Annotated in this window: 34 protein-coding genes and 1 tRNA gene; 18 read left to right on the plus strand and 17 right to left on the minus strand. The window is 58.7% G+C overall.

The features are described from left to right. Positions 1-189 precede the first annotated feature (189 nt). The 5 genes from GS611_RS06270 to nthA form a co-directional block, all read right to left on the minus strand. Positions 190-426: a DUF2842 domain-containing protein gene (locus GS611_RS06270; protein WP_171228487.1), complete on the minus strand. Its 237-nt coding sequence runs from the start codon at positions 424-426 to the stop codon at positions 190-192. Then, positions 426-1,721 carry an adenylosuccinate synthase gene (locus tag GS611_RS06275; protein WP_171633375.1) on the minus strand — a complete coding sequence of 432 codons (1,296 nt, stop codon included), beginning with the start codon at positions 1,719-1,721 and terminating at the stop codon, positions 426-428. The genes GS611_RS06270 and GS611_RS06275 overlap by 1 nt, the downstream gene beginning before the upstream one ends. A 224-nt stretch (positions 1,722-1,945) precedes the next feature. After that, a complete protein-coding gene (locus GS611_RS06280) occupies positions 1,946-2,275 on the minus strand; it encodes a nitrile hydratase accessory protein (protein ID WP_171633377.1) in 330 nt (109 codons plus the stop codon). Beyond that, positions 2,272-2,949 (minus strand): nitrile hydratase subunit beta, encoded by a 678-nt coding sequence (gene nthB / locus GS611_RS06285; protein WP_171633380.1) that lies wholly within the window; start codon positions 2,947-2,949, stop codon positions 2,272-2,274. Before nthB ends, GS611_RS06280 begins: the two co-directional genes overlap by 4 nt. Continuing rightward, positions 2,946-3,560: a nitrile hydratase subunit alpha gene (nthA, locus tag GS611_RS06290; RefSeq protein ID WP_171633382.1), complete on the minus strand. Its 615-nt coding sequence runs from the start codon at positions 3,558-3,560 to the stop codon at positions 2,946-2,948. Before nthA ends, nthB begins: the two co-directional genes overlap by 4 nt. 151 nt (positions 3,561-3,711) lie before the next feature. On the opposite strand from nthA, the gene secG reads away from it, so the two are divergent. From secG to GS611_RS06350, 12 genes are all read left to right on the plus strand, one after another. Then, entirely contained in the window at positions 3,712-4,077 is a 366-nt protein-coding gene (secG, locus tag GS611_RS06295; RefSeq protein WP_171228482.1) for a preprotein translocase subunit SecG, read from the plus strand. 160 nt (positions 4,078-4,237) lie between these two features. Then, positions 4,238-5,881 (plus strand): CTP synthase, encoded by a 1,644-nt coding sequence (locus GS611_RS06300; protein WP_171633385.1) that lies wholly within the window; start codon positions 4,238-4,240, stop codon positions 5,879-5,881. A 122-nt stretch (positions 5,882-6,003) separates the two neighbouring features. Next, complete coding sequence (locus GS611_RS06305; protein ID WP_171633387.1) at positions 6,004-6,486, plus strand: bacterioferritin; 483 nt, start codon at positions 6,004-6,006, stop codon at positions 6,484-6,486. Positions 6,487-6,654: 168 nt separating this feature from the next. After that, positions 6,655-7,431, plus strand: a complete 777-nt coding sequence (locus tag GS611_RS06310) for an isocitrate lyase/phosphoenolpyruvate mutase family protein (RefSeq protein ID WP_171633390.1) — start codon at positions 6,655-6,657, stop codon at positions 7,429-7,431. Between the two features lie 75 nt (positions 7,432-7,506). Continuing rightward, complete coding sequence (locus GS611_RS06315; RefSeq protein WP_152457571.1) at positions 7,507-7,800, plus strand: DUF1330 domain-containing protein; 294 nt, start codon at positions 7,507-7,509, stop codon at positions 7,798-7,800. Positions 7,801-7,842: 42 nt separating this feature from the next. Next, complete coding sequence (locus tag GS611_RS06320; RefSeq protein ID WP_171633393.1) at positions 7,843-8,292, plus strand: TerB family tellurite resistance protein; 450 nt, start codon at positions 7,843-7,845, stop codon at positions 8,290-8,292. Positions 8,293-8,312: 20 nt separating this feature from the next. After that, on the plus strand, positions 8,313-8,750 hold the full coding sequence (locus tag GS611_RS06325; protein ID WP_152457569.1) for a TerB family tellurite resistance protein: 438 nt from the start codon (positions 8,313-8,315) through the stop codon (positions 8,748-8,750). Between the two features lie 5 nt (positions 8,751-8,755). Beyond that, the gene (locus tag GS611_RS06330) at positions 8,756-9,514 is read left to right on the plus strand and encodes a phosphate/phosphite/phosphonate ABC transporter substrate-binding protein (protein WP_216598215.1); all 759 of its coding nucleotides are present in this window, start codon (positions 8,756-8,758) and stop codon (positions 9,512-9,514) included. Positions 9,515-9,623: 109 nt separating this feature from the next. After that, on the plus strand, positions 9,624-10,400 hold the full coding sequence (locus tag GS611_RS06335; protein ID WP_171633399.1) for an ATP-binding cassette domain-containing protein: 777 nt from the start codon (positions 9,624-9,626) through the stop codon (positions 10,398-10,400). A 33-nt stretch (positions 10,401-10,433) separates the two neighbouring features. Next, complete coding sequence (locus tag GS611_RS06340; protein WP_171633401.1) at positions 10,434-11,183, plus strand: transporter substrate-binding domain-containing protein; 750 nt, start codon at positions 10,434-10,436, stop codon at positions 11,181-11,183. An 82-nt stretch (positions 11,184-11,265) separates the two neighbouring features. Continuing rightward, positions 11,266-12,153 (plus strand): ABC transporter permease, encoded by an 888-nt coding sequence (locus GS611_RS06345; protein WP_171170555.1) that lies wholly within the window; start codon positions 11,266-11,268, stop codon positions 12,151-12,153. Continuing rightward, positions 12,150-12,956, plus strand: a complete 807-nt coding sequence (locus GS611_RS06350; RefSeq protein ID WP_152457564.1) for an ABC transporter permease — start codon at positions 12,150-12,152, stop codon at positions 12,954-12,956. The genes GS611_RS06345 and GS611_RS06350 overlap by 4 nt, the downstream gene beginning before the upstream one ends. A gap of 94 nt (positions 12,957-13,050) precedes the next feature. Here GS611_RS06350 and GS611_RS06355 read toward each other — a convergent pair. Together GS611_RS06355 and GS611_RS06360 are read right to left on the minus strand one after the other, a co-directional pair. Next, positions 13,051-13,127 (minus strand) — tRNA-His (locus GS611_RS06355). A gap of 47 nt (positions 13,128-13,174) precedes the next feature. Beyond that, the gene (locus tag GS611_RS06360; RefSeq protein ID WP_171633403.1) at positions 13,175-13,657 is read right to left on the minus strand and encodes a GNAT family N-acetyltransferase; all 483 of its coding nucleotides are present in this window, start codon (positions 13,655-13,657) and stop codon (positions 13,175-13,177) included. A 77-nt stretch (positions 13,658-13,734) separates the two neighbouring features. Between GS611_RS06360 and GS611_RS06365 the strand changes: the two genes are divergently transcribed. Next, positions 13,735-13,923, plus strand: coding sequence for a DUF6324 family protein (locus GS611_RS06365; RefSeq protein WP_152457562.1), 189 nt, complete (start codon positions 13,735-13,737; stop codon positions 13,921-13,923). 2 nt (positions 13,924-13,925) lie between these two features. Here the strand turns inward: GS611_RS06365 and GS611_RS06370 are convergent, their stop codons facing one another. Next, on the minus strand, positions 13,926-14,357 hold the full coding sequence (locus GS611_RS06370; protein ID WP_152457561.1) for an MmcB family DNA repair protein: 432 nt from the start codon (positions 14,355-14,357) through the stop codon (positions 13,926-13,928). Between the two features lie 114 nt (positions 14,358-14,471). On the opposite strand from GS611_RS06370, the gene GS611_RS06375 reads away from it, so the two are divergent. Together GS611_RS06375 and GS611_RS06380 are read left to right on the plus strand one after the other, a co-directional pair. Beyond that, positions 14,472-14,795 (plus strand): helix-turn-helix transcriptional regulator, encoded by a 324-nt coding sequence (locus GS611_RS06375; protein ID WP_152457560.1) that lies wholly within the window; start codon positions 14,472-14,474, stop codon positions 14,793-14,795. Then, positions 14,788-15,213: an SRPBCC domain-containing protein gene (locus GS611_RS06380; protein WP_171633406.1), complete on the plus strand. Its 426-nt coding sequence runs from the start codon at positions 14,788-14,790 to the stop codon at positions 15,211-15,213. The genes GS611_RS06375 and GS611_RS06380 overlap by 8 nt, the downstream gene beginning before the upstream one ends. Positions 15,214-15,427: 214 nt before the next feature. Here GS611_RS06380 and GS611_RS06385 read toward each other — a convergent pair whose 3' ends face one another. The 5 genes from GS611_RS06385 to GS611_RS06405 form a co-directional block, all read right to left on the minus strand. Beyond that, positions 15,428-15,733 carry a hypothetical protein gene (locus tag GS611_RS06385; RefSeq protein ID WP_171170548.1) on the minus strand — a complete coding sequence of 102 codons (306 nt, stop codon included), beginning with the start codon at positions 15,731-15,733 and terminating at the stop codon, positions 15,428-15,430. Between the two features lie 59 nt (positions 15,734-15,792). Beyond that, positions 15,793-16,275: a transcription antitermination factor NusB gene (gene nusB, locus GS611_RS06390; RefSeq protein WP_171119535.1), complete on the minus strand. Its 483-nt coding sequence runs from the start codon at positions 16,273-16,275 to the stop codon at positions 15,793-15,795. Continuing rightward, positions 16,272-16,823 carry a 6,7-dimethyl-8-ribityllumazine synthase gene (locus tag GS611_RS06395; RefSeq protein ID WP_171633409.1) on the minus strand — a complete coding sequence of 184 codons (552 nt, stop codon included), beginning with the start codon at positions 16,821-16,823 and terminating at the stop codon, positions 16,272-16,274. Before GS611_RS06395 ends, nusB begins: the two co-directional genes overlap by 4 nt. A 2-nt stretch (positions 16,824-16,825) precedes the next feature. Then, positions 16,826-17,947 carry a 3,4-dihydroxy-2-butanone-4-phosphate synthase gene (gene ribB / locus GS611_RS06400; protein WP_171633412.1) on the minus strand — a complete coding sequence of 374 codons (1,122 nt, stop codon included), beginning with the start codon at positions 17,945-17,947 and terminating at the stop codon, positions 16,826-16,828. A gap of 99 nt (positions 17,948-18,046) precedes the next feature. Continuing rightward, positions 18,047-18,634 carry a riboflavin synthase gene (locus GS611_RS06405; RefSeq protein ID WP_171633415.1) on the minus strand — a complete coding sequence of 196 codons (588 nt, stop codon included), beginning with the start codon at positions 18,632-18,634 and terminating at the stop codon, positions 18,047-18,049. 152 nt (positions 18,635-18,786) lie between these two features. Between GS611_RS06405 and GS611_RS06410 the strand changes: the two genes are divergently transcribed. The 3 genes from GS611_RS06410 to GS611_RS06420 all read left to right on the plus strand — a co-directional run bounded on the left by GS611_RS06410 (position 18,787) and on the right by GS611_RS06420 (position 23,294). Beyond that, positions 18,787-20,076, plus strand: a complete 1,290-nt coding sequence (locus GS611_RS06410; protein WP_371732229.1) for a capsule biosynthesis protein — start codon at positions 18,787-18,789, stop codon at positions 20,074-20,076. An 80-nt stretch (positions 20,077-20,156) separates the two neighbouring features. Continuing rightward, positions 20,157-21,290 carry a polysaccharide biosynthesis/export family protein gene (locus GS611_RS06415; protein ID WP_348539510.1) on the plus strand — a complete coding sequence of 378 codons (1,134 nt, stop codon included), beginning with the start codon at positions 20,157-20,159 and terminating at the stop codon, positions 21,288-21,290. Positions 21,291-21,293: 3 nt separating this feature from the next. Beyond that, positions 21,294-23,294: a capsular polysaccharide biosynthesis protein gene (locus GS611_RS06420; RefSeq protein ID WP_171633420.1), complete on the plus strand. Its 2,001-nt coding sequence runs from the start codon at positions 21,294-21,296 to the stop codon at positions 23,292-23,294. A 2-nt stretch (positions 23,295-23,296) separates the two neighbouring features. On the opposite strand, the gene ribD is transcribed toward GS611_RS06420, so the two are convergent. From ribD to GS611_RS06440, 4 genes are all read right to left on the minus strand, one after another. Next, positions 23,297-24,397, minus strand: a complete 1,101-nt coding sequence (gene ribD, locus GS611_RS06425; RefSeq protein ID WP_171633422.1) for a bifunctional diaminohydroxyphosphoribosylaminopyrimidine deaminase/5-amino-6-(5-phosphoribosylamino)uracil reductase RibD — start codon at positions 24,395-24,397, stop codon at positions 23,297-23,299. Beyond that, positions 24,394-24,864, minus strand: coding sequence for a transcriptional regulator NrdR (nrdR, locus tag GS611_RS06430; RefSeq protein ID WP_117869416.1), 471 nt, complete (start codon positions 24,862-24,864; stop codon positions 24,394-24,396). The genes ribD and nrdR overlap by 4 nt, the downstream gene beginning before the upstream one ends. Before the next feature lie 120 nt (positions 24,865-24,984). Continuing rightward, positions 24,985-25,398, minus strand: a complete 414-nt coding sequence (locus tag GS611_RS06435; RefSeq protein WP_171633425.1) for a secondary thiamine-phosphate synthase enzyme YjbQ — start codon at positions 25,396-25,398, stop codon at positions 24,985-24,987. A gap of 21 nt (positions 25,399-25,419) precedes the next feature. Continuing rightward, complete coding sequence (locus tag GS611_RS06440) at positions 25,420-25,824, minus strand: hypothetical protein (RefSeq protein WP_171633427.1); 405 nt, start codon at positions 25,822-25,824, stop codon at positions 25,420-25,422. Positions 25,825-26,206 lie beyond the last annotated feature (382 nt).

Genomic DNA, 26,206 nt, shown 5'->3' on the forward strand with positions numbered 1-26,206 from the left:
GCACGTCCAGAGACAAACGCCCGCTGTTAAACACGACCCAACGTTGCCCATTGTGCCGGGCCCGACCAGCCGCCTTGGTCCGAGCAATGGCCCGGCTCAATTCAGCAAAGTCACAGAACCCACGTATAATTGCGCGCGTTTACGCGCACGGCGTTTGCCCGCTTAATCTTTTGCAGTGCCAAACCCGGCTCAGGATTGATCCGGGTCCTCTTTGCCAACGCCGCGAAAAACGAACTTGAACGGCAGGGCCCAAAGAATGCCAAGAACGATATAGACCAGAAGTTCCACCCATATCGGGGGGCGCTCCAGCCAGTTCAAAACCGTCACCACCGCCACAATGTAAAGTGGCAGGCCGATCACAAGTATAACCAACGACCAGCGCCGGCGCGCTTTGTAGCTCAGGCCTGTTTTCTGCTCTTTGTTCATCAATCTGCAAACGGGTCGGTCACCAGAATGGTGTCGTCCCGCTCCGGGCTGGTGGACAAAAGGGCCACAGGGCATTCGATCAGCTCTTCCACCCGGCGCACATACTTGATTGCGTTGGCGGGCAATTCGGCCCAGCTGCGCGCGCCTTCAGTGGATTCGCTCCAGCCCGGCATTTCTTCATAGATGGGGGTGCACCGTGCCTGTTGATCGGCCGCGGTGGGCAGATAGTCCAGCCGTTGGCCATCCAGCTCATATCCGGTGCAGATTTTAAGCGTTTCAAACCCGTCCAAAACATCCAGCTTTGTCAATGAGATACCGTTCACGCCACTGGTCGCGCAGGTCTGACGGACCAGGCACGCATCAAACCAGCCACAGCGGCGCTTGCGACCTGTCGTTGTTCCGAACTCATGCCCGCGTTCCCCAAGGCGCTGACCGTCCGCATCCTCAAGTTCGGTCGGGAATGGGCCTTCGCCGACACGGGTGGTGTAGGCTTTTACAATCCCCAGCACAAAGTCGATCGATCCCGGTCCAATCCCCACCCCTGTCGCGGCCTGGCCTGCGATCACGTTGGACGAGGTCACAAATGGATAGGTGCCGAAATCGATGTCCAACAGCGCGCCTTGCGCCCCTTCGAAAAGGATGCGTTTTCCGGCTTTGCGCTTTTCGTTCAGCACTTTCCACACAGGTGCGGCAAAAGGCAGGATGCTCTGCGCGATCTCTTTCAATTGGGCAATCAGCGCGTCGCGGTCGACCAGTTCGATTCCCAGACCTTTGCGCAGCGGGTCATGGTGCTGCAAAGCACGGTCCACCCGAGCCTCGAGCGTGGCTTCATCCGCCAGATCCGCGACACGAACAGAACGACGCCCGACCTTGTCTTCATAGGCCGGTCCAATCCCACGACCTGTTGTGCCGATCTTGGTCCCCTTGCTGGCCGCCTCTTCACGAGCGCGATCCAATTCACCGTGGATCGGCAGGATCAACGGGGTGTTCTCGGCAATCATCAGCGTATCGGGGGTGATCTCTACACCTTGTGCCTGGATGGTCGCGATTTCCTTGACCAGATGCCAGGGGTCCAACACCACGCCGTTGCCGATGACGCTCAGCTTACCGCCGCGCACGACACCGGACGGCAGAGCGTGCAGCTTGTAAACTTCGCCATCAATCACCAGCGTATGTCCGGCATTATGCCCGCCCTGAAAACGCGCGATCACGTCCGCCCGTTCGCTGAGCCAGTCGACGATCTTGCCTTTTCCTTCGTCACCCCACTGGGCGCCGACAACAACCACGTTGGCCATATCCGGTCCTTTTGCGCTGAGTTATCAAACCCGGCTCGTATAGCTGGGCGGAAACGGCAGGGAAACCGATATTTCGCCGCAGATGAAAATCGCGCGAACACGCGATGCCTCCGGCGGGGATATTTATGGCCAGATGAAAAGCGGATCCCCTGCTTCATCTGGCTGAAAATATCCCGGGGGAGCCGCACGGAACGGGCGGCGGGGGCAGAGCCCCCTGCCCGGCATCAACGCAGATGCACCGGTTGCCCATGAGGTGTCGTCAGATAAGCCTCTTCCCAGGACTCATGTAGCCATTTTACCTCCCGTGGCGGCGCGACGCCCTGCTCGGCCAGCAACCCCTCGAGCGTTTCCAGCCATGCACGGAAATAGTCGTCGCCGCCGTCCAGCTTTCGCGCAAGCCCGTGGCGCTTCAACGTGTCCGAGAACCGGGCCGCCCAATCCGCCCATTCGAACCGCCCCGCCTCGTTCAGGGCAACGGTGACGGCAAAGACCTGAGCGTGCCAGGGTTCGGCAAACACCGGTTCTGGGGCTGAATGTTCGTTGCAGCCGCTCATGCCGGTTCCAGATAGCTTTGCCAGAGATCCAGTACCACTTCGTCATCCGGATGCTCAGGGCTGGTCCAAAGTTGCGATGCGGGAAAGACCACGGCATAGATCGGTTCAGGCGCTTCGCCCAGCCCATGAGCATTGGAATCGGGCAGGACATGGGTTCCGTGCAGGCGCAGTATTCGACCCCTGGCACCGGACGCATAATTCGGCAGGCGTGTGTGCCCGCCATCCACAATGCGATTTCCCGCCGGACGGGTCGTGACCACCTGTTGACCGACAGAAAACTGCACCGCCACGTTCGAAGGTCTGTCCGCCGGTCCACCTTTGGCCAGAGCGGCTGACACGGCGTCCGCCTTGAGCATCCGTTCCGCCAACGGATGCGGCCCATCCTCTCCGCCGCTGCGCAGGTCATCCAGGGAAAGAACGCCGTGTTCTACCAACAAGTCAGCCAGGCCCGAAATCCATTTCTCGTAATATGAAAACCGGGTATAGTCCTTTGGCGACAACCGTTCCCTTGCGTGGCGGGATACGTCGATATTCCACTGCCCCAGAAAGCCGGATGCAAGTGTCACTGCCAGCGCCCGTGCGTGCCAGTCTTCGGCAAAAACCGGCGCGTCCTCGGCCTCGGGATTTATCGGACCATCTCCAAAGCGGCCGCCCATATCGTGAACGCGGGTCATGAAGGGGCCTTCGGCAAACCCGTGCCGATCATGCTGTCACGTGTCACAAGTGCGGCAAGCGCCTCCTCGCTCATCCCATCAGTTCCATCGGGACGCATCGGCAGAACGAGATAGCGAACCTCGGCGGTCGAATCCCACACCCGCACCGAAGTGTCTTCAGGCAGGGTGAGGCCGAATTCGGCCAGTACCTTGCGGGGTTCACGCACCGCTCGGGCACGGTAGGCATCAGATTTGTACCAGCCCGGCGGGATACCCAGCAACGGCCAAGGATAGCAGCTGCACAAGGTGCAGACGACCATGTTGTGTCGGGTTGGCGTGTTCTCGACAACAACCATGTGTTCGCCCTGGCGTCCATAGTAACCAAGATCCGCGACCATCGAGGTGGCGTCTTCCAGCAGAGCGGCCTTGAAAGCTGGGTCGCTCCAGGCTTTGGCAACCACCCGCGCGCCGTTCTGCGGGCCAATCCTGTTCTGATAGGTGTCTATGATTTCGTCCAGAGCCGCCGGGTCGATCAAGCCCTTGCGGGTCAGAATCGTTTCCAGCGCTTTGACGCGCAGCGCGGGTTCGGGCGGCAAAAGGGCGTGCGGGTGGTCGTGGTCGTCATGAGGCATGGGCCGCAGCCTGCGTCACGCATCGGCGTTCTGTCCAGTCCCTTTGACGTGATATGACATATCACGTGCGGTGATGCGAACTCCTCACTTGCCCCCGCTGGCAAACTTGCATAGATACCACGCGATACACGCCACGCTGTACAGGAACACCATGGAAAACGTCGTTCTCATCATCCACCTTCTTTTGGCCCTTGGCTTGATTGCCGTTGTTCTGATGCAGCGGTCCGAAGGCGGTGGCCTTGGCATGGGTGGCGGTGGTGGCGGAGCCATGACAGGCCGTGCAGCAGCGACCGCTTTGGGCAAACTGACCTGGATCCTTGCCGCTTGCTTCATCGTGACCTCGATCACGCTGACCATTCTGGCGGCGCAGAAATCTTCGGGCAGCTCGGTGATCGACCGTTTGGGCGTGCCGGCTCCGGCTTCAAGCGAAGAAAATACTCCGGCAATTCCGTCGGCGGATGACCTTCTGCCGCCTGCACAGGGCGACAACGCGCCGCTGATCCCGCAGGCCGACTGACCTACAAAACCTAGAAACATGGAAGAGGACTGCAACAGCATCTTGCGGTTCTCTTGCGCTTTTGGCGCGAATCCTTTATACGTGAAGTCCCGTGATGCAGCGGTTTTTCGAAACCGTCGGGCAGCTGATTTTGACGTCTCACGGGAGCAGCCGAAAAACTATGGCGCGATTTATTTTCATCACTGGTGGTGTGGTTTCGTCCTTGGGCAAAGGACTGGCTTCGGCGGCGTTGGGCGCGCTTTTGCAAGCCCGGGGATATTCGGTGCGGCTGCGCAAGCTGGACCCCTATCTGAACGTCGATCCCGGCACGATGTCTCCGTTTGAACATGGCGAAGTGTTCGTCACCGATGACGGGGCCGAAACCGATCTGGACCTGGGCCATTACGAACGATTCACCGGCGTGGCCGCGCGCAAGACCGACTCGGTCAGTTCGGGGCGGATCTATTCCAACGTGCTCGAAAAGGAACGCCGCGGGGACTATCTGGGTAAGACCATTCAGGTGATCCCGCACGTCACCAACGAGATCAAGGATTTCATCGCCATCGGCGAGGATGAGGTTGATTTCATGCTGTGCGAAATCGGTGGCACCGTGGGCGATATTGAGGGCCTACCGTTTTTCGAGGCGATCCGCCAGTTCAGTCAGGACAAGCCGCGCGGGCAGTGCATCTTCATGCACCTGACGCTGCTGCCTTATATCAAGGCCTCGGGCGAGCTGAAAACCAAACCGACTCAGCACTCGGTGAAGGAACTGCGCTCGATCGGTCTGGCGCCGGATATTCTGGTCTGTCGCTCTGAAGGTCCGATCCCGACCAAGGAGCGCGAGAAACTGGCGCTGTTCTGTAACGTGCGCCCCGACAGCGTGATCGCAGCGCAGGACCTGAGCACCATCTATGACGCGCCGCTGGCCTATCACCGCGAAGGTCTGGATCAGGCCGTTCTGGACGCGTTCCAGATCAGCCCAGCGCCCAAACCCGATCTGGCAAAATGGGAAGACGTCAGCGACCGCATCCACAACGCCGAGGGCGAAGTGAAGGTCGCCATCGTAGGCAAGTATACGCAGCTTGAAGACGCCTATAAATCGATTGCCGAGGCGCTGACCCATGGCGGCATGGCCAACCGGGTCAAGGTCAAGGTCGAATGGGTTGACGCCGAGGTGTTCGATAACGAAGACGTCGCCCCCCATCTTGAGGGTTTCCACGCCATCCTCGTCCCCGGAGGCTTTGGCGAACGCGGCACAGAGGGCAAAATCAAGGCCGCGCAATATGCGCGCGAGCAAAAAGTCCCCTACCTGGGCATCTGCCTTGGGATGCAGATGGCCGTGATCGAGGCCGCCCGAAATGCGGCTGGCATCAAGGAAGCTGGTTCGGAAGAATTCGACCACGAAGCCGGGAAGAAACGTTTTGAACCTGTCGTGTACCATCTGAAGGAATGGGTGCAGGGCAATCACAAGGTCGAACGCAAGGTCGGTGACGACAAGGGCGGCACCATGCGCCTGGGCGCTTACAATGCGGTGCTGGCAGAAGGATCGAAAGTCGCTGAAGTTTATGGCGGCACACAGATCGAAGAGCGCCACCGTCACCGCTATGAAGTGGACATCAAGTACCGTGAGCAGCTTGAAAAAGCGGGTCTGAAATTTTCGGGCATGTCGCCGGACGGACGCCTGCCCGAAATCGTGGAATGGGCGGATCACCCATGGTTCATCGGCGTTCAGTACCATCCGGAACTGAAGTCCAAACCGTTCGACCCGCATCCGCTGTTTCGCGATTTCGTGCGCGCTGCGAAAGACACCTCGCGCTTGGTCTAACCCTGAGCTGTGTCGGACTGTCACCCCGCGTTGTTTTGTGCGGGCTGATCTCTTAACTGTATGTGCAAGCAGAATTTCTGCTTCGCAGGCTCTATGCCGTTCAGAGTTTCAGGAGATTTCCGATGAGCAACGCAACAACGATTACCAACCTCCAGCAAGCGCTTCATATGGAGCTGACGGCAGCGCACCAGTACCAGCTGCATGCCCATGTGCTGGAGGACTGGGGGCTGGACATCCTTGCCGAAAAAATGCGCGCTGAAATGCAGGAAGAATTGGGTCACTCCGACGCGTTCATCGAGCGTATCCTGTTCCTTGGCGGCGTGCCCGAGATTGCGTTTCAGAAAAACCCAGTCGCAGCGGGGTCTCTGGAAGACATGTTTGCCGCGGACCTGAAGGATGAAACCGAGGCGGTCGACTTCTATACCAAGGCCGCGTTGCAGGCCGCCGAGGTCGGCGATGTCGGGTCAAGGACCCTGTTCGAACGCATCTTGCTGGAAGAAGAAGGCCACAAGGACTGGCTGGACACTCAGCTGAACCTGTTGAAGCGTTTGGGTGAGGCCAACTTCAGCGCAAAATTTGTATCCGGCGCGGCAGAAGAAGCCTGAGGCACGCACCGCCGTTTGCCCATGCACCAGCATGGCCCGGACCATCTTGCCGTGGACCGGGCCGTGCGGTTTCCGTCACTTCAATGTGACGCTGCCGAGCAAAAAAACCTCTACTCGGTCTGCCCTCATGGGGTTAACTGTTGATCACACCACGACAGGAGAGCCTCGATGAGCGATCAATCCCAACGCGCGAAGACCTTTGCCAGCCTTCACAAAAAGGGCGCCCCCGTCATTCTGTTCAACATCTGGGATGCCGGCAGTGCCGGCGCGGTGCGGGATGCTGGCGCGCAAGCCATTGCAACCGGCAGTGCACCTGTCGCCATGGCACAGGGTTTTGGCGACGGTCAGAACATCCCGCTTGAGACCGCATTGGACAATGCGCGCCGCATCGTTGCAGCGGTTGATCTTCCGGTGACACTGGATTTCGAAGGGGCATATGCCGAAGATCCACAGGGCATCGCGCAAAACGTCAAGCGTGCGCTGGATTGCGGCGTGGTTGGTTTCAACTTCGAAGATCAGATCATCGGCGGCGACGGGCTGTACGATACAGCGGTTCAGGCCAAACGTATCGAAGCCATGCGCGCGGCCTGCGAAGACGTGGGCATACCTGCCTATGTCAACGCAAGAACTGACATTTTCCTGAAGGCCCCGGCAGAAACACATGATGAGGCCATGCTGAACGACGCCATTGCCCGTGCTTCGGCCTATGAGGCAGCGGGTGCCAGCGGTTTTTTTGCTCCGGGGCTGAAAGACGAGGCGATGATCGGCCATCTGTGCGAGCGTACCAACCTGCCAGTCAACATCATCGCCCTGCCCGGCACCCCCGGCACTCTCCGCCTGGCTGAACTGGGGGTTGCGCGCGTCAGCTATGGCCCGGTTCCTTATCGTCAGATGATCAAGTGGTTAACAGATCAGGCACACGCCGCTATTCACTACCGCGACTGATCACCCTGAAGTTGTGGGATTGCAATTGCCGCCACTTCTCATCACCCTGCTTTTGAAACCGAACAGGAGGCAAGCCTGATGAAAGGCTATTGGGTTGCACATGTCGATGTGGACGACATGGACACGTACAAGACCTACATTGCTGCAAATGCGGAGCCCTTTGCAGCTTATGGTGCGCGCTTTCTGACACGCGGAGGAAAGCGCGAAGTGAAGGAAGGCGCAGCGCGCGCCCGGACCGTTGTGATCGAATTTCCCAGCTATGAGGATGCGCTTGCCTGTTACGAAAGCGAAGCATACCAGAAAGCCAAAGCACTGCGCGCCCCGGTATCGATGGGCGATCTTGTGATCATTCAGGGCTATGACGGGTAGACTACGCTTGGCGCACCACAAAATATGGAATAATCTTTTACCATGTTGAAAAAGTTCCTTCAGGCGCTCAGACCGCCCCAGCATGAACATCTTCCGGACCCGGATGCCGAACTTGCTCTGGGCGCGCTCATGGTTCGCGTGGCGCAGGCTGATCGGGACTACAAGCTGGAAGAGATCCGCCTGATCGACAAAATCCTGGCCCGTCTTTACCAGCATAACGCAATCGAAGCAGCCAAGGTGCGCGCCACTTGCGAAAAGCTTCATGCGGCCGCGCCGGATACCGATACCTTCGGCAAGCTGATCCGCGAGACCACGGATCTGAAGGAACGCCTGGCCGCTCTGGATGCGCTGTGGGAAGTTGTCCTGGCAGATGGAAACACCGACGAAGGCGAGGTGAAAATCGTCGAGGAAGCCCGCGTTGCCATGGGGTTGAGCTTCAACGACAGCAAGGCTGCGCGTGAACGCGTTCAAAGCCGCTTGGATGTGGGTTAGACGCTCGCTATATCTAACGCATGTTCAGTGAGTTTCTTTCCAGGCTTACGCAGCCTCAGCCCGATCCTCTTGTCGACGATGATGCCCGCCTGGCCCTTACGGCCCTGCTGGTGCGTCTGGCGCGGTCCGACAATGACTATTCCGATACCGAAATGGCCCGTATCGACCGAATTTCGGCGCAACGCTATGGCCTGTCCCCGTTCGAATGCGCCGCCCTGCGTGCCCGCGCCGAAGATCTTGAGGCCGAGGCCCCGGACACCGTCCGCTTTACCCGAGCCATCAAAGAGGCGGTTGCCTATGAAGATCGGCTTGCGGTCGTTCAGGCGCTGTGGTCCGTGGCATTGGCCGATGGGCACCGCACCAGCGAGGAAGATTCGCTGCTGCGTCTGGTGGTCAGTCTTCTGGGCGTAAGTGACGTGGATTCCGCTTTGGCACGGCAAAAGGCTGCAAAATCGTGATTGCCATGCTGGGCATGTATGACATGCCCCCCCTGCAAGCCGCCAATGACAGGTTCTGGAGCTTGATTCGCGCGCAACTTGAGTCAGGCCCCCAAACCCTTACCCGCGATAAAGACGAATGGGCGGTCTGGCAGGACCCAAACCTGATTCTGGCACAAACCTGCGGCATGCCGTTTCGAACCCGATTGCATGGTCACGTGCAACTGGTTGGCACTCCGGACTATGGCCTGCCTGGATGTCCCCCCGGATACTATTGCTCTGTCTTTGTGGCACGGAATGACGACGACCGGGATCTGGCGGGGCTGAGCACAGGGGTTTTCGCGTATAATGAGGGCTTGTCCCAATCCGGCTGGGCAGCCCCGATCACACATATGATCCAGGCAAACCTGCACCCCGCCGGACTGTTGGAAACCGGCGGGCATGCGCTGTCTGCCCAAGCCGTCGCAGGTGGCAAAGCGGACTTTGCCGCGCTGGACATGTTGACGTGGCTGATGCTGCAACAACATAGCAATTTGGGAACCAAACTGCGCGAACTGGCAAGAACGACTCCGACTCCGACCCTTCCCTACATCACATCGATGAGTCAGAATCCGCAGGTCATTGCAGGCGCTGTTCGGGCCGCAATTGACCAGCTTTGCGACGACGACCAACGATTTCTGCATATACGCGGGTTGATCGATATTCCCGCGGCGCACTACCTGGCGGTCCCCACTCCGCCTTCTCCCAAAGATAGCGGATCAGCGACTGCCCAATTTGACGACTGATTTTGGCCAGTTTGGATGTTTCTCCGCTTGATTCTGTCATTTGCGCATTGCATTGACCTTTTTTTTCGGTCCTAGTACCGCACCAACACCACCAACCACTGGACTGCCCGTGACAGAAACTGCCCCCGTCATCGAAATCAAAGACCTTCACAAAAGCTTCGGAAATCTAGAGGTGTTGAAGGGGGTCGATATCACGGCACATCGCGGTGACGTGGTATCACTGATTGGGTCGTCTGGGTCCGGCAAATCGACGCTTTTGCGGTGCTGCAACCTTTTGGAGGACAGCCAGCAAGGAGAAATCCTTTTCAAGGGTGAGCCTGTCAAATGGTCCGGGGAAAAGCACGGGCGCCGCCCCGCCGACTCCAAACAGGTTCTGCGCATACGCACCAACCTGTCGATGGTGTTTCAACAGTTCAATCTTTGGGCTCATATGACCATCCTGCAAAATGTGATGGAGGCCCCAGTGACCGTTCTGGGGCGCGACAGGGCCGAGGTTGAAGACAGCGCGCGCAAGTATCTGGACAAAGTTGGCATCGGCGACAAATGCGACGCCTATCCGGCGCAATTGTCGGGGGGGCAGCAACAACGCGCCGCCATCGCCCGCGGCCTGTGCATGGAACCCGAAGCCCTGCTGTTTGATGAACCGACTTCGGCTTTGGACCCTGAACTGGAACAGGAAGTGATAAAGGTGATCAAGGACCTGGCCGCCGAAGGGCGCACCATGATCATAGTAACGCATGACATGAAAATGGCCGCCGACATTTCAAGCCACGTGGTGTTCCTGCACCAGGGCCTGATCGAGGAAGAAGGCACGCCGGAAGATATCTTCACATCTCCTGAATCCGAACGGCTTCGGGGTTTTCTCTCCGCCACTCAGGCGGCTTAACTTCAAAAACAGAACCAAACTGGGGAGCAACCAATGAAAAATCTGATTCTGTCCACTGCCGCACTGGCCCTGACCGCCGGTATCGCCATGGCCGACACGGTCCGCATGGGGACCGAGGGCGCCTACCCTCCGTACAACTTCATCAATGATGCGGGCGAAATCGACGGCTTCGAGCGTGAAGTCGGCGACGAACTGTGCAAGCGCGCAAATCTGGAATGTGAATGGGTCAAGAATGACTGGGATTCGATCATTCCGAACCTGGTCTCGGGCAACTACGACACCATCATCGCAGGCATGTCGATCACCGACGAACGTGACGAAGTCATCGACTTCACCCAGAACTACTTCCCGCCTGCGGCTTCGGCCTATGTCGGTGCGTCCGAGGATGTTGATGTCTCCACCGGCGTCGTTGCCGCACAGACCGCCACCATTCAGGCAGGCCACGTAGCCGAGTCGGGCGCGACACTGGTCGAGTTTGCAACTCCGGAAGAAACCATCGCAGCCGTGCGCAACGGTGAAGCCGATGCCGTGTTTGCCGACAAGGACTTCCTGGTGCCGATCGTCGAGGAATCCGACGGAGAGCTGGTCTTTGTGGGTGATGACGTGCCGCTGGGCGGTGGCATCGGGCTGGGCATCCGTGAATCGGATGGCGAACTGCGTGGAAAGTTCGATGAGGCGATCACATCGATGAAAGCGGACGGTTCGTTGAATGAACTGATCATCAAGTGGTTCGGCGAAGGCGTTCCGACCTACAACGCTGACGGTTCGGTCGTTACAAACTAATCCGTATCAAGCGGTTCGGCGCGTCCGTTGCGCCGAACCCTGCCCGGTGGAATAACCGGGTATGACGTTCGAAAGACGCTTCATGTTTTCCTATTGCGCTGACCCTGACACGCTCGGAACATTCCGCTGGTTCTCCTGCTACCTGACCAACGGCGTGCACTGGTCCTTCTACCTGTCGTTCCTCAAGGTGTTGGGATTGCTGGCGGTGACCGCGCCGGTCGCATTGGCGTTTGGTTTTGTTGGCGCAATGGCCGCCCGATCACATTTCCCGCCCCTGAGTTGGCTGGGCAAAGGGTATATTGCCATCGTGCGCGGTGTCCCGGACATCGCTTTCTTCCTGTTTTTCGTGATAGCCCTGGATCAGGCGTTCGAATGGACGCGGCACAAGATATTGTGCCCCGAATGGACCGACCCGATCCGGCAGGGAAATGACTTTATCGTCTGTCAGGCGGCCAAGCTGCCATTGGGGACCGCACCGGAATGGGTGCATGAAACCTATGGCTTCTTCCTGGCCGTCGTTACCTTCTCGATTGTTTTCGGGGCGTTTGCGGCAAACGTTTTGTTTGGTGGAATGCGCGCCGTGCCCCACGCGCAGCTTGAAACCGCCGAAGCATATGGCATGTCCCGTCGTCAGACCTTCTGGCGCATCCTTGTGCCGCAGATGTGGGTTTATGCCCTGCCCGGCCTGTCGAATCTTTGGATGGTTCTCATCAAGGCTACTCCGCTGCTGTTCCTGCTGGGGATCGAAGACATCGTTTATTGGGCCCGCGAACTTGGCGGCACCAAGACGTCCAAGTTCACCCAGTATCCGCATGGCGACTGGCGCATGTGGTACTTCCTGTTCCTGCTTGTCTTCTACCTCGGCATGACGCGCGTGTCTGAACTTGGGCTTGAAAAGCTGATGCGGAAACTATCCCACGGGCAGGCCACGTCCGGCGGCGAGCTTCTGCGCAAGGAGACCACGGCATGAGCTGCTTGCAGACGATTCAAGATTACGGCCTTCGGTCCCTGGGTATCGGCGAGCGGCTACTGCCCAAAAGTGACTTCACCCTGTGCGAACAGTTCACGCTGATCGGGTCGGGGATGATCTGGAATGTCTATTTCGGGATCATGGCGCTGGCGACCGGCTTCTTTCTGGCCACGGCCCTGGCCGTCGGCAAGGCGTCAGCAAACAAATGGCTTCGCAAGCCTTCGGAATGGTTCATTTTCCTGTTTCGCGGCTCGCCCTTGTTTATCCAGTTTTTCTTCGCCTATTTCCTGTTCCTGTCGCTGAAGAAATCCAACCCGATGTTCGACGCCTTCACCTCGGCCTGGCTGGGGGCGCTGATCGTGCTGTTCCTCAACACTGCCGCCTATTCAGGCGAGATCTTTTACGGAGCGCTAAGGTCCATTCCCAAGGGCGATATCGAAGCCGCAGATGCCTATGGCATGTCAGGCTGGGCCCGTTTTCGCCGGATCGTCTGGCCCACCATGTTGCGGCTTGCCTGGCCTGCCTACACAAACGAAGCAATCTTTCTTTTCCACGCGACAACGCTGGTCTTTTTTTCAGCCTTCCCGGCCTGGCAGCAACGCGGAGACGCCCTGTATTACGCCAGTTACTTTGCGGACAAGACGTTCAACCCGTTCATCCCATACCCGATACTGGCGTTCTATTTCATCCTGCTGACGCTGGTAATCGTCGGGGGCTTTGGCCTGATCAACAAACGCCTGAACCGGCACCTACCGGTCGCAAAACGGGCCAAGATGCGGTTCAAACTGAATCTGGCGCGCTGAGTTTCGGCGCGCCAGTCACGTCTGGACACCAAACCAAATCAACGCCAATCACCGCGCGCCCGCGCGCTTTACAGCACATTCAAAAGGGGAGAAGTGGTACCGCCTCCCTGGCTTGAACAGGGGACCTCTGGATCCACAATCCAGCGCTCTAACCAACTGAGCTAAGGCGGCACTCGTGAGGGGCGATGTACCGAACACGCCCGCGGAATGCAAGAGGATTAAAGCCGAAATTTCCAGCTTTGTTCGACAAGATCGACACCGAAGGAATGCACCGCTTTGCTGTCTGTCAATTCCCAGCCGGACGCCTTGTAAAGTGCGCAGGCGGCGGTATGGCTTTCGTGCGTCCACAGAACCATTTCTTTGTATCCTGCCCCGCGTGCGAAGGCAGTGCATGCTTGCAACAGGCGCTTTCCCAGCCCCAGCCCTCGTGCTTTCGGAACAAGCAGAAACAGCCGCAACTTGGCGGTATTCCGGTCAACAGCAACGCAGAAAATACTGCCCAGACGCTGCCCGTCCTGCTCGGCGATCCAGCCTCTTTCAAGCTCGGGGTCACTGTTGGCCATGAAGTCGTCAAGGATGCTGGCCACCAGGGGCGCAAAGCTGTCATCAAACCCTTCGTCGCGCGCATAAAGCAGACCGTGCTGTTCAACCAGCCACGCGGCGTCATCGGGGTGAAAGGGTCTGAGAACGGCGTCTTTCATATCTTATCTGACCGCAAAGGTGACTTGATTCTCAACCCTGTGCGCGCTAGCAGGAACGTTCAGTCTCGGAGGCACAGATGGGCATCAATACCGAACGCGACATTCAGGCAAACCTGCAAATCGGTCCGACCGATCAGGGTATGGTCCGCCTGTTCATCGAAGCTGACGGCATCGAAATACCGATGGATTTTGACCCGGAAGAAGCAGAAGAAATCGCCGACGAAATTCGCGCTGCGGTACAAGCCGCCCTTGCGGTCAAAGGCTGACCTTACAGCCTGGGATCCCGAAGCGCGTGTAAACGGCGCGCGGCATCCGTTGCAAATTTCTGGATCATCTTCTTGCGCCGCGCCGGTGCGATTTTGTCCTCGGGCGCCATGCGCACGATTTCCGCATCATAGGCATCGGCGATGATCAGGCCTGTTTCATCAGGCAACAGATCGGTCGGGAATTCTGTGTCGACGGCCCAGAAGAATCGGTCACACCATTCCAAATAGCCCTGCCACTTCGAATCCGACTGATAATCGGCACGGCTGGATTTGCACTCAATCACCCACAACTCACCCTTTGGCCCCAGCCCCATCACGTCAACGCGCAACCCGCGCGCGGGTACGAATTCCTCTACGGAAACAAAGCCATGCGCCGCAAGATGCCGCGCTACGCCACGTGCCAGTCTCTGTCCAGGTTGCAGATCCAAAGTCATAGCCGAAAATGTGAACAATTAGCGAACAAAAGTAAAGCACCTTTGCGTCTTGACATAGTACCTTTTGGTATCGCATTAATATAGTACCAAACGGTACTATTCCTGAGGTTGCTTATGGAGAACCAAACTCAAAACGCGTTTCGCGCGCTGGCCGATCCCACACGCCGGAACATCGTGCGACTGCTCTCGTCACAGGACATGACGATCGGGCAGTTGACGGACCGGTTCGACATGACCCGCGCTGCGGTCAAAAAACACCTGACGATTCTGTCCGACGGTGGGTTGATCACAGTCGAAGCGCGCGGCCGGGAACGCATCAATCGACTTGAACCACAGGGTATGGCCCCGGTGCTCGACTGGCTCAGCTATTTTGACCAGTTCTGGGATGATCGCCTCAACTCTCTCAAGGAAGCTATTGAAAGGAAACAAAATGACTGATGCCGTATTGAAGAAATCGATTTTCCTCAGGGCGGAACCGGAAACCGTTTGGGCTTATCTGACAGAACCTGACCATCTGGCGGAATGGTTCCACAAACCGGAAAGAACACTGGCAGAAGGTCAGAAGCTTGAGATGTTCGGCACGACAAGCGGCGACTTACTGATCTGGGGAGAGGTCCGTATCGCCCGCCCCCCCAAATATCTTGAACACACCTTTACCGTCAAACCGATGGGGGACGCTGTAAGCGTGGTCAAATGGACATTGGAACCGGTCTTGGGCGGCACACGTCTTGAGCTTGTGCACGAAGGATTACCGCAAGGCGTCGCAGCATTTGATCTGATCCTGGCTCTGGACAAAGGGTGGGATGAACATTTCGGCAAGTTGCGTGTGTCATTGCACGAAACTGTTGACGCCTGACCTCTTGCGCGAACCCGTCAGACACCCTACTTAAGCGCGTGGCGGGTTCTGCCCTTCTTGTGACAGGTAGCATTCTGGTGGCCTTAAGCAATTCCGAGGGGGCTGGCTCTGTTCAGGTCCTGGCCTGATTACCCGGCGCCCACCTGTACATACAGGTCCTCGGGAATCAAACCGCACGGTTGACTGGTGGTCCCGCCGCACTTTCCCTGAAATATCAGCGCCCTGCGTGGGCTTCCTGTTTCACGGTTGCCGGCTCGAAGCTGTGTGCGACCGGTGTTCCCCGACGCGGCCCCTGCGGCTTTTCCGCCATGCTCATGATCTTGTACGCGAACTGAACGCCGGCAAAGACGATGCCGTTCATGAACCAGATCATCACCAACGCGATCAGCCCGATTTCCGACCCGGTAATCAGATGCCGAAGGTTCGCGACGTTCAGCGCCAAGAGCACCCCGACAAACACGGCCGAAATGACAAAACCCCAGGCGACTTGCGTGATATACAGGCGGATCAGTTTGGGCATGGCGAACCTCCTTGCGCTTCGACAACAATGCTAGCGCATGTCTGGTTCAGGTAAACGTGTCAGAACGCCTCGGGCTGCGCCTCGCGCGCCATGTGATCCAGCACGGCATTGACGAATTTGGGTTCTTTACCTTCTGGAAAAAAGGCACGTGCCACATCGACAAACTCGGTGATCACCACTTTGGGCGGTGTGCCGCTTTGGGTCAGTTCCGCACCCGCCGCGCGAAACAGCGCGCGCAGGGTCGGGTCGATGCGCGCGATCGGCCATTTCGCCACCAGCGCGCGGTCGGTCATCTGGTCGATCGGCGCCTGATAGTTCACCGCGTCATCCACCAGCTTGCGGAACAGCGTGCTGTCGCCCTCAAGCATCTCGTCGCCCTCGTAGACCGCGCCGAACCGGTGGTCCAGAAACTCGTTGACCACCTGTTCGGTCGTCTGGCCCGACTGTTCCATCTGGAACAGCGCCTGCACGGCATAAAGCCGCGCTGCGGATTTCATCAGGCGTTTCCGGTTTGCCGGTTTCGGCGTGTCTGTCTGGGTCATGTTGTCGTTGATCCGTTGCTGTCGCCCGCCACCAGGATGGACTCGGACGGCGGCTTGAATCCGACGCCCTTTTTCGAAGCGCCCCACTTACGGCTGAGCGCGATCAGATGCAAGGCCGCAGCGGCCGCGCCACCCCCTTTATTCATCTTTTCAGGACCGGCGCGGACTTCGGCCTGCTCGTCATTCTCGACCGTCAGGATGCCGTTGCCGATGCACAGCCCCTGTAGGCCCAGCAGCTGGATCGCGCGGCTGGAGTCGTTGCAGACGGTTTCGTAATGCGTGGTCTCACCGCGGATGACGCAGCCAAGCGCGACATAGCCGTCAAAGTTGCACTGTCGGTCGGCCATGGCGATGGCCGTGGGAATTTCCAGCGCGCCGGGCACTTCGACCACTTCCCAGGTGCCGCCAGCCGCTGCGATCTCGGCCGTGGCACCCGCAATCAGGTTGTCGGCGATCGAGCGGTAGAACGGAGCGGCCACGATCAGCAGTTTCACCGGCTTGTCGAAGCTGGGTGTCGGCAGAATTCCGTGTTTGTCTTGTTCAGCCATGTTCAGTCTTCCTTCAGAATCGAGCGGGTGCCGACGATTGACAGGCCAAACGCGTCCAGCCCAAGATACACCGTTTCAGGAGAGTCGGTCAGAAGCACCAGTTCCTGAATCCCCATCTTGGACAGAATCTGCGCCCCCAGACCGGTTTGCTTGATGGTGCGCGGGCCTTCATCCTCGACCGCATACAACGAGTTGCGCGGCTGGCGGAACAGGCAGACCACTCCGCGGCCCTCTTCGGCGATCTTTTCCATCGCGCGCGGCAGCTCGCGCGATGATTTCGGGCCAAGCCCCAGGATATCCGGCGCTTCATGCAGGGCGTGCGTGCGCGTCAGAACGGGCTCGGGCGTGGTGATGTCGCCTTTGATCATGACAACATGTTCAATGCCGTGGGTCTGATCGGTGAAAATCCGCATTTCCCACTCACCGCCGTATTCCGAGGTGACTGTTTGACGAGAAGTCTCGACAACCAGATTGTCATTGCGCGACCGATAGCTGATCAGATCGCTGATCGTGCCGATTTTCATGTTGTGCTTTTTGGCGAACTCGACCAGATCCGGTAGGCGCGCCATGGTTCCGTCTTCATTCATGATCTCGCAGATCACGCCTGACGGGTTCAGCCCGGCAAGACGCGAGATATCCACAGCGGCCTCAGTATGGCCTGCGCGCACCAGCACCCCGCCCCGCTTTGCCCGCAACGGGAAGACATGGCCCGGGGTGGCGATATGCGCCATCGTGTTCTGTTCGTTGATTGCGGTCGCCACGGTCAGCGCCCGGTCGGTGGCTGAAATCCCGGTGCTGACACCTTCGCGCGCCTCAATCGAAACCGTAAAGGCCGTCTCGTGGCGGGATGAGTTGTTCACGGCCATCATCGGCAAGCCCAGCGCATCTATCCGTTCCGCCGTCATTGGCAAACAGATCAGGCCGCGCCCATGGGTGGCCATGAAGTTGATCGCCTCGGCATCCGCAAACTCGGCCGGGATCACCAGATCGCCTTCGTTCTCGCGATCTTCGTGATCGACCAGAATGTACATCCGGCCGGCGCGCGCCTCTTCGATGATTTCTTCGATCGGGCTGATCGCGTCACGCAACTGGGCCTCGACCGGTCCGGGGGTTTCAAAGCTCATGGGGCAGCCTTTCACATGGCAGGTTTGCTCGGCGGAATAGACCACTGAGGGCGCAAAGACCAGTCCACAAACGGCGCTGGGGTTTTCCGACGCGACGTATCAGGACATCTCGGACAGGCGCGCGACGTACCGGGCCAGCGTATCGATCTCAAGATTGACGCGATCGCCCACACCCACGTCGCCCCAGGTCGTGACTTCTTTGGTGTGAGGGATGAAATTGATGCCAAACTCGCAATCATTCACGTCATTGACCGTCAGCGATGTCCCGTTCAGCGCAACCGACCCTTTGGGCGCTATGAACCGCGCCAGTTCCTTCGGTGCACTCAAGGTGACACGTGTGCTGTCGCCTTCATCTTCGACCGCGACCACATCGGCCACGCCATCCACATGACCCGAAACGATGTGACCGCCCAGTTCATCACCGACTTTCAGCGCTCGCTCCAGATTGACACGTTTGCCGACGGCCCAGGTATCAAGATTGGTCTTCGAAACCGTCTCGGCGCTGATCTGAACATCATACCAATCGTCGCCCAGCGCGATCACCGTCAGGCACACACCATCACTGGCAATCGAGGCTCCGATATCGATACCGGCCGTGTCATAGGCCGTCTTGATCCGGGCGCGCAGATCCCCCTGCTGTTCCAGCTCGGTGACGGTGCCGATGTCGGTGACGATCCCTGTGAACATTCCGTTAACCCTCAGTTCATAACCTGTGCCTGCTTTTCACCGTCGAGGTAAGCCCAATGGGCCGCGCGGGCAAGCCCCGCCTTGCCGTACAAGGCCCAAACGGGCATAGTTTCGGCAACAAAACCAAAAAAAGAGCAGTCCAGATGCCGCAAATGCCTTCAGGCTCAGACAAACGGGTCTTCCTGTTTCTTCAGGGACCTCACGGGCCGTTTTTCTCGACACTCGGGCAGATGTTGCGCGCCACGGGGGCACAGGTCTGGCGGGTTGGGTTCAATGCGGGGGATCAGGCGTTCTGGTTCGACAAGGCAAGTTTCATCGCATTCCGGAACACGCCCGGCGATTGGCCCGAGACATTGAACAGGTTGATTGCCGACAAAGGCGTCACGGATATCGTTCTTTATGGCGACACGAGACCGGTCCACGCCCGCGCAGTTGAGATTGCGAAGTCTCAAGGGCTGACAGTTCACGTTTTCGAAGAAGGCTACCTGCGGCCCTGGTGGGTCACGTACGAGCGGGACGGGTCAAACGGGCATTCGCGCCTGATGTCACTGGATGTCGACCAGATGCGGCAGGCTCTGGCCCGGTCGGACAGCAAAACGCCCCCGCCACCGTCGCATTGGGGGGATATGCGGCAACACATATTCTACGGTGCCCTCTATCATTGGTTCGTCATGTTCCTGAACAAGAGATACCGCAATTTCCGGCCTCATCGTGATCTGTCGGTTTCACAGGAATTCCGGTTGTATTTCAGACGTCTGATGCTGATGCCTGTTCATCGCCTGCAACGCGGCATTGCCACGGCGCGCGTCAGATGGGGGGGCTTCCCCTATCACCTCGTGTTGCTGCAACTGGGGCATGACAGTTCGGTTCAGGCCCATTCCGAATTCTCCTGCATGTCCGATTTTCTGGAACTGGTCATCGCAGGATTCGCGCAAGGCGCACCGGCACATCACAGGCTGGTCGTGAAAGAGCACCCTTTGGAAAACCACCGTGAACCATTGCACCTGCGCGCCATGGAGATTGCCAGGAAACACGGGGTGCAGAACCGTGTTCACTATGTCCCAGGCGGAAAACTGGCAGGTTTGCTGGATGAGGCAAATTCGGCCGTCACCGTGAATTCCACTGCGGGGCAGCAGGTCTTGTGGCGGGGTATTCCGCTGCGTATTTTCGGACGTTCGGTTTATGACAAGACCGACTTCGTATCACAGCAGTCGATCGCCGCATTTTTTGCTGAACCAGACGCGCCGGATGTCGACGCCTATCGCTGTTACCGGCAATTCCTGCTGGAAACCAGCCAGGTTCCGGGCGGGTTTTATTCCCGGCGCGGCAGGCGGCAGTTGCTGCGCCGCGCCGTGGACATGATGCTCAGCAGCAGTGACCCTTATCAGGCCCTTCTGAACAAGAACGAGGCACCGACGCCACAGTTGAAAATCGTCGAGTAATTCGGTCGCCCTGTGACTGGAAGTTGTGCTGCTTACCGGCTAATCTTCCCGCAACAACAAAAGACTGAGGATATCCGGCAGTGCAATTCTCTCCTAAGCGATGGATGCGGGGGGTTTCCCTTGTGGCCGCAATCGGCTTGATGGCGGCCTGCCAACTTCCGAAATCCGGGCCGAACAAGACCGAAATTCTGGCGGGTGCAGTCCAGAATGGCGGCAACGCGTTTGTCGTCGAAGTCGATGACCGCGTGACACGCCTTACATCCGCCGTGCCTCAGTTTGGCTTTTCGTCCTCGTTCAGCAGCGCCCAGGCCTTGACCGCCGACACTGTCCGCCCCGGTGACGTGCTGGGCCTGACCATATGGGAAAACGTGGACGACGGGTTGCTGTCCGGCGAAACCGGTGCGGCGACCATTCTAGATGAAGTTCAGGTCGACAGCGATGGTTTCATTTTCGTCCCCTATGCGGGTCGGATTCGGGCCGCGGGCAACACGCCCGAACAGCTTCGCGTTTTGATCACGAACAAGCTGCGGGAACAGACACCCGACCCACAGATCGAAGTGCGGCGTGTTGCGGGTGACGGTTCCACCGTCTCGCTGACGGGTACAGTCGCAACCCCCGGCATCTATCCGATCGAACGCCCAACCCGTTCCTTGCTTGGCATGCTGTCCAAGGCGGGCGGGGTCTCAGTAGCGTCGGATATCGCGCTGGTGACGCTGATCCGGGGGGATCAAAAGGGCACCGTCTGGTACGAAGATCTGTTCCGCAACCCGAAACTGGACGTCGCTTTGCGTGGCGGCGACCGCATCTTGGTGGAAGAAGACAGCAGATCATACATAGCACTCGGTGCGACCGGGGGTCAGTCTCGCGTGGCCTTTGACAGTCAGGACCTTACCGCCTTGGAAGCTTTGGCTCAGGTCGGTGGTCTGCTAACACTGTCCTCTGATCCAACCGGCATTTTCATTCTGCGGAAAGAGCGTCAGGACATCGCGCGCAGCATCACGGGACGCGCCGACTTGAAGGGGGATCAACGCATGATCTACCTGCTGAACCTGACGGCCCCCAACGGCCTGTTCATCGCGCGGGATTTCGTGATCCGCGACGATGATACGATTTATGTGACCGAAGCACCCTATGCACAGTGGAGCAAATCGATCTCGCTGATCGCTGGTGGCCTGACCCCCATCGCAAACGTCGCCACGCTGACCGGCAACTGATGCATGGTAGCCGATCCGGACAGCGCAGCCGGGGCCGAGCGCACCCGGCTGTTCGTCTACAACGGCGGGTTTCTTACGCAAAAACGCCTGAGACGGATTCTGACGCTTGCCGGATATGACATTCGTCTGGGTCTTCCCAAGGATGGCGATTGCGTGGGCATTTGGGGCAACAGCCCGACCGCGTATCGGGGCCTGCGCATCGCCGAAAAACACCGCGCCCCGGTTCTGCGGGTCGAGGATGCCTTTCTCAGGTCTCTGCACCCGGGGCGCGCCGGTGAACCGCCCTTGGGTCTTTTGCTGGACCGTTCGGGCCCGCATTTCGATGCAGCCGAACCTTCGGACCTTGAGAAGCTGCTGAACACCGATCCCTTGGACGACACCGCGCTGCTGAACCGCGCACGTGGCGCGATGGAGCGGGTCAGGGAATTGCACCTCAGCAAGTACTCCGCGTTTGACCCCGATCTTGCCGCACCTGACCCCGGTTATGTACTGGTCATCGATCAGACGGTTGGCGATGCCGCCGTCTCGGCAAGCGATGCCGATCGTGCCCGTTTTCTTGAAATGCTTGTGGTCGCGCAGGAGGAAAACCCAGGCGTGCGCATTCTGATCAAGACACATCCAGAAACGATGGCAGGTCATCGTCAGGGGCATTTCACCGATCAGGACCTGTCAGACCGGGTCACGTGGTTTGACAAGCCCATCAGCCCCTGGCCCCTGCTCGAGGGCGCCGTTGCGGTTTATACCGTTTCCTCGCAGCTGGGCTTTGAAGCAATCCTGGCCGGTCACAAACCGCGCGTTTTCGGTCAACCGTTCTATGCCGGGTGGGGCCTGACGCAGGATGAATTCCCAGTCCAGCGCCGTCAGCGCAACCTGACCCGCGCGCAACTGTTCGCGGCCGCGATGCTGCTTTACCCGACCTGGTACGACCCCTTTCGCGATCAGCTGTGCGAACTGGAAACGGTTCTGGACATTTTGGAGGCGCAGACCCGCGCATGGCGGCAGGACAGGCACGGTTGGACGGCCGCCGGTATGCGCCTGTGGAAACGCAGGCACATGCAGCAGATTTTCGGGCGGCATGGCACGTTGCGCTTTACGGCCACACAACCTGATGCCTCGGATCGCCCCCACATGGTCTGGGCCAGTCAGGCGCGCGACAGCGAAGGGGCCGTTCGTGTGGAAGACGGTTTTTTGCGTTCCCGCGGACTGGGGGCGGCGCTTGTTCCGCCCCTATCCCTGGTAACCGACGAAGTCGGTATCTACTATGACCCCACAAAGCCCAGCCAGTTGGAAAACCTGATCAGCGAGCGTGCAACTTTGCGCCCGGATCAGGAATTGCGCGCTGAACGGCTTGTTGAGAGATTGCTGGCCGATGGTTTGAGCAAATACAACACGGGCCAATCCGCGCCGGTTCTGCCCCATGGGCACCGAATTCTGGTGCCCGGACAGGTTGAAGATGACGCCTCGATCCTGCTGGGCACCAACACGGTGCGCAGCAATCTGGGCCTGCTGCAAACAGCGCGCGAGGCCAACCCCGAAGCTATCCTGATCTACAAACCGCACCCTGATGTCGAAGCTGGGTTGCGGGATGGCCAGATAGACGCAGAGTCAATTGCGGACCTTGTCGTGACCCGAACTGACCCTGCCTCGCTGCTGACGCAGGTGGACGAGGTGTGGACGATGACATCGCTATTGGGGTTCGAGGCATTGTTGCGCGGGGTGAAGGTCACGACTCTGGGCGCGCCCTTCTATGCGGGATGGGGCCTGACCACCGATCTGGATACCGTCCCCGTCAGGCGAGGTGCACGGCCGTCGCTGATGGGCTTGGTACACGCCACCTTGATTGACTATCCACGCTATTTCGATCCGATCACCAGACGACCCTGCCCTGTCGAAGTGGCTGTTGAACGTTTGGCGCTGGGGTATTCGGCACCGTCCGGTCCGTTCAACCGGTTTCTGTCAAAGCTTCAGGGCGCGTTCGCAACGCACGCTCATCTTTGGCGTTGACGTTATTCCGACGCTCTGCGCCAACGATGTAATACATCCCCGCCGACCGCCTGCGTCTCGATCAATTCGAATTTGGGGGCGGCCTCCAGCGTTTCCAGACCTAGTGTCCCGACCGCGGCCAGGCCTTCGGCCCCGATGGTTAAGCCGGCAGTGAACCCGATCAGCTCGTCCACCAGATCTTCGGCCAACAGCGAGGCCCCAAGCGCGGCACCGCCTTCGCAGAAGACACTGGTCAAACCGGCCTGACCCAGTTGCTGAAGCAGATCCACCGCGTCGATATGGTGATCTTTCAACGCACAGGGGATCAGCTTTGCTCCCAATCCCTCCCACGCCTGTGCACGTTCGGCATCCGGGTGATGCGCATGGCAGAGCCAGACAGGTATCTTTGAGGCTGTGCGCGCCAGCTGCCCCATCAGAGAAATATCCATATGGCGGGACACCACGACGCGGACGGGTTGATGCTCAACGCCAAGATCCCGCACGGTCAGCGAGGGGTCGTCGGCGCGCGCCGTCCCTGCCCCGACCATCACCGCATCGTGACGTGCACGCATGGCATGGACCACACGACGTGCCTGCGGTCCGGTGATCCATTGGCTGTGCCCTGTCGAGGTTGCGATGCGCCCGTCAAAACTGCTGGCCATCTTCAGCGTCACAAAAGGCCGGCCTTGTTCAGTCTTGAGGAAAAAGCCTTCCAGATCCCGTTCTGCCTGTTCCGCAAGAACGCCAGTTACAACGTCAATTCCCGCCTCGCGCAACATGGCAAAACCCTGCCCGGCCACGCGCGGATCGCTGTCTTCGACAGCGGCCACAACACGGGATACTCCTGCCGCAATCAAGGCCTCGGCGCAGGGCGGCGTTTTGCCGTGATGGGCACAGGGTTCCAGCGTTACATAGGCGGTCGCACCACGCGCACCCTGCCCGGCCTGAGCCAAGGCTTCGGTCTCGGCATGAGGGCGGCCACCCGGCTGTGTCCAGCCCCGCCCGATGATCCGGTCATCACGAACGATGACACACCCCACAGCGGGGTTCGGCCAGCACATCCCCTGACCGCGCCGCCCCAAAGACAGGGCAAGCGCCATGAATCGCTTATCTGTTTCGTTCACTCGTCAGTCGAAGGCTGCGGCGGGCGCAGTTCGTGGACGAACTCCTCGAAATCATCGGCCGCCTGGAAATTCTTGTACACACTCGCAAAGCGAACATAGGCGACAGTGTCGATCCGCGCCAGAGCTTCCATAACGATCTCACCGATCTTGTTGGACGGGATATCCGTGTCGCCCATGCTTTCCAGACGGCGCACGATGCCCGAAATCATCTGATCGATCCGTTCGGGATCAACGGGGCGTTTCTGCATCGAGATGCGGATCGAACGCTCCAGCTTGTCGCGATCGAAATCTTCGCGTTTACCATTGGTCTTTATGACAACCAGATCACGCAGTTGCACACGTTCGTAGGTCGTGAACCGTCCGCCACAGGCCGGACAGAACCGGCGTCGGCGGATTGCCACGTGGTCCTCTGCCGGGCGTGAATCTTTCACCTGAGTGTCGATATTTCCGCAAAACGGGCAGCGCATCCGCCGTCTCCTCGTCCCATGTTCGGCCTCTTTTTGTAAGCGCTGCGGCTTACTTATCCACAACTATAGGGCAGCCGCTAGGGTTTGGGTAGTCGGAAATTCAAACCGCTAAATAGTGGGTCAGGCCAGATACGCCGCAACCTTCCTTTGATGCGGCGCAGTGCGGTGTTCAAACAGGTAAATCCCTTGCCATGTTCCCAGAACGGGTCGTCCCTGCGACACCGGGATCGTCAACGAAACCGGCAAGAGCGCGGCCTTGATATGCGCAGGCATATCGTCCGGGCCTTCGTAGGTGTGCCGCAGATACGACATGGCGTGGTTGTCTGACGGTGGAACCAGCCGTTCAAAGAACGCCTGAAGATCTGTTTGAACTTCGGGGTCCGCGTTTTCCTGGATCAGCAATGAGCAGGAAGTGTGGCGAACGAACAGGGTCAAGACCCCATCTTTCGCCACCCGTTCAAGCCATTGCAGAACGTCGGACGTGAATTCGTAAAGCCCCGGTCCATGGGTGTGCAAAACGAACTCGGTCTGCATCGTGACTATCCTGCGGGTTGGTCAGTCGTTGAAGAACGGTCGATAATTACACCGTGCATTCGCACCTTGTACAGATTCACTGTTGCCAGGCTGAAACCCGAACGAGACAAAGCTGCTTGGTTGTGCATCGACCGTTTGAGGCGGCTTGATGGAAAACTGAACCGCTGTTCTGCGACCGGTTGTGACACTGGGCCCGTATCCTCGCAACACGTAAATCCGGTCCGTCCAGCCCGACCCCAAGGTTCGACGTGCATAATCCGCGGCGGCGCACCAATAGCCTTCGGCGCGCATGTCGCCGCGGGGGATGACCTCGAAATCAGTGGCGTTTATGGGTTCCGTTCGAAACCCGTTCCGCGCAGCGTCTGCTGTCAATGGAACACTGAAGGCCAAGGCTGCCAACGCGGCGAAAGTGTATGACTGTTTCATGGTAATTTCTTCCCTGATTGTTTGTTCCAAATTGTGACCTCTGAATAGGTTAGTCGAACTTCACTGCGCGCACAGGGTGCCTCACGATCAATTCAGCCCGCCTGGTACATAGCGTGATCCGGCGTGAGCCAGCCTTGACAGCGGATCAGCAGGCCCAAGCCCGGCGTCGCAGAACAACGCGTCACTTGCAGAAAAAGAGCGTGCCGGGGAGCCCTGAGCAGAGATTGGTGATTTCTCCGAGGCTCTGACCTCATCCCCATGAAGGTCCCGACCCGGCAACAAAGCTGATTTGGACAGCCGCGCGCTACACTTCATGCGCGTTCCGGTCAAAACCTTTCGAGAACTTGCCAACAAGTAGTACTCAAGTGCAAAATCCTTTCTG

This window comes from Ruegeria sp. HKCCD6119 (genome assembly GCF_013110585.1).
GTDB lineage: Bacteria > Pseudomonadota > Alphaproteobacteria > Rhodobacterales > Rhodobacteraceae > Ruegeria.

Excerpts from the sequence above, each read along its gene's own strand:
- GS611_RS06270 (WP_171228487.1), bottom strand. The coding sequence starts at position 426 with ATGAACAAAGAGCAGAAAACAGGCCTGAGCTACAAAGCGCGCCGGCGC.
- GS611_RS06275 (WP_171633375.1), bottom strand. The coding sequence starts at position 1,721 with ATGGCCAACGTGGTTGTTGTCGGCGCCCAGTGGGGTGACGAAGGAAAA.
- GS611_RS06280 (WP_171633377.1), bottom strand. The coding sequence starts at position 2,275 with ATGAGCGGCTGCAACGAACATTCAGCCCCAGAACCGGTGTTTGCCGAA.
- nthB (WP_171633380.1), bottom strand. The coding sequence starts at position 2,949 with ATGACCCGCGTTCACGATATGGGCGGCCGCTTTGGAGATGGTCCGATA.
- nthA (WP_171633382.1), bottom strand. The coding sequence starts at position 3,560 with ATGCCTCATGACGACCACGACCACCCGCACGCCCTTTTGCCGCCCGAA.
- secG (WP_171228482.1), top strand. The coding sequence starts at position 3,712 with ATGGAAAACGTCGTTCTCATCATCCACCTTCTTTTGGCCCTTGGCTTG.
- GS611_RS06300 (WP_171633385.1), top strand. The coding sequence starts at position 4,238 with ATGGCGCGATTTATTTTCATCACTGGTGGTGTGGTTTCGTCCTTGGGC.
- GS611_RS06305 (WP_171633387.1), top strand. The coding sequence starts at position 6,004 with ATGAGCAACGCAACAACGATTACCAACCTCCAGCAAGCGCTTCATATG.
- GS611_RS06310 (WP_171633390.1), top strand. The coding sequence starts at position 6,655 with ATGAGCGATCAATCCCAACGCGCGAAGACCTTTGCCAGCCTTCACAAA.
- GS611_RS06320 (WP_171633393.1), top strand. The coding sequence starts at position 7,843 with ATGTTGAAAAAGTTCCTTCAGGCGCTCAGACCGCCCCAGCATGAACAT.
- GS611_RS06325 (WP_152457569.1), top strand. The coding sequence starts at position 8,313 with ATGTTCAGTGAGTTTCTTTCCAGGCTTACGCAGCCTCAGCCCGATCCT.
- GS611_RS06330 (WP_216598215.1), top strand. The coding sequence starts at position 8,756 with ATGCTGGGCATGTATGACATGCCCCCCCTGCAAGCCGCCAATGACAGG.
- GS611_RS06340 (WP_171633401.1), top strand. The coding sequence starts at position 10,434 with ATGAAAAATCTGATTCTGTCCACTGCCGCACTGGCCCTGACCGCCGGT.
- GS611_RS06345 (WP_171170555.1), top strand. The coding sequence starts at position 11,266 with ATGTTTTCCTATTGCGCTGACCCTGACACGCTCGGAACATTCCGCTGG.
- GS611_RS06350 (WP_152457564.1), top strand. The coding sequence starts at position 12,150 with ATGAGCTGCTTGCAGACGATTCAAGATTACGGCCTTCGGTCCCTGGGT.
- GS611_RS06360 (WP_171633403.1), bottom strand. The coding sequence starts at position 13,657 with ATGAAAGACGCCGTTCTCAGACCCTTTCACCCCGATGACGCCGCGTGG.
- GS611_RS06365 (WP_152457562.1), top strand. The coding sequence starts at position 13,735 with ATGGGCATCAATACCGAACGCGACATTCAGGCAAACCTGCAAATCGGT.
- GS611_RS06370 (WP_152457561.1), bottom strand. The coding sequence starts at position 14,357 with ATGACTTTGGATCTGCAACCTGGACAGAGACTGGCACGTGGCGTAGCG.
- GS611_RS06375 (WP_152457560.1), top strand. The coding sequence starts at position 14,472 with ATGGAGAACCAAACTCAAAACGCGTTTCGCGCGCTGGCCGATCCCACA.
- GS611_RS06380 (WP_171633406.1), top strand. The coding sequence starts at position 14,788 with ATGACTGATGCCGTATTGAAGAAATCGATTTTCCTCAGGGCGGAACCG.
- GS611_RS06385 (WP_171170548.1), bottom strand. The coding sequence starts at position 15,733 with ATGCCCAAACTGATCCGCCTGTATATCACGCAAGTCGCCTGGGGTTTT.
- nusB (WP_171119535.1), bottom strand. The coding sequence starts at position 16,275 with ATGACCCAGACAGACACGCCGAAACCGGCAAACCGGAAACGCCTGATG.
- GS611_RS06395 (WP_171633409.1), bottom strand. The coding sequence starts at position 16,823 with ATGGCTGAACAAGACAAACACGGAATTCTGCCGACACCCAGCTTCGAC.
- ribB (WP_171633412.1), bottom strand. The coding sequence starts at position 17,947 with ATGAGCTTTGAAACCCCCGGACCGGTCGAGGCCCAGTTGCGTGACGCG.
- GS611_RS06405 (WP_171633415.1), bottom strand. The coding sequence starts at position 18,634 with ATGTTCACAGGGATCGTCACCGACATCGGCACCGTCACCGAGCTGGAA.
- GS611_RS06410 (WP_371732229.1), top strand. The coding sequence starts at position 18,787 with ATGCCTTCAGGCTCAGACAAACGGGTCTTCCTGTTTCTTCAGGGACCT.
- GS611_RS06420 (WP_171633420.1), top strand. The coding sequence starts at position 21,294 with ATGGTAGCCGATCCGGACAGCGCAGCCGGGGCCGAGCGCACCCGGCTG.
- nrdR (WP_117869416.1), bottom strand. The coding sequence starts at position 24,864 with ATGCGCTGCCCGTTTTGCGGAAATATCGACACTCAGGTGAAAGATTCA.
- GS611_RS06435 (WP_171633425.1), bottom strand. The coding sequence starts at position 25,398 with ATGCAGACCGAGTTCGTTTTGCACACCCATGGACCGGGGCTTTACGAA.
- GS611_RS06440 (WP_171633427.1), bottom strand. The coding sequence starts at position 25,824 with ATGAAACAGTCATACACTTTCGCCGCGTTGGCAGCCTTGGCCTTCAGT.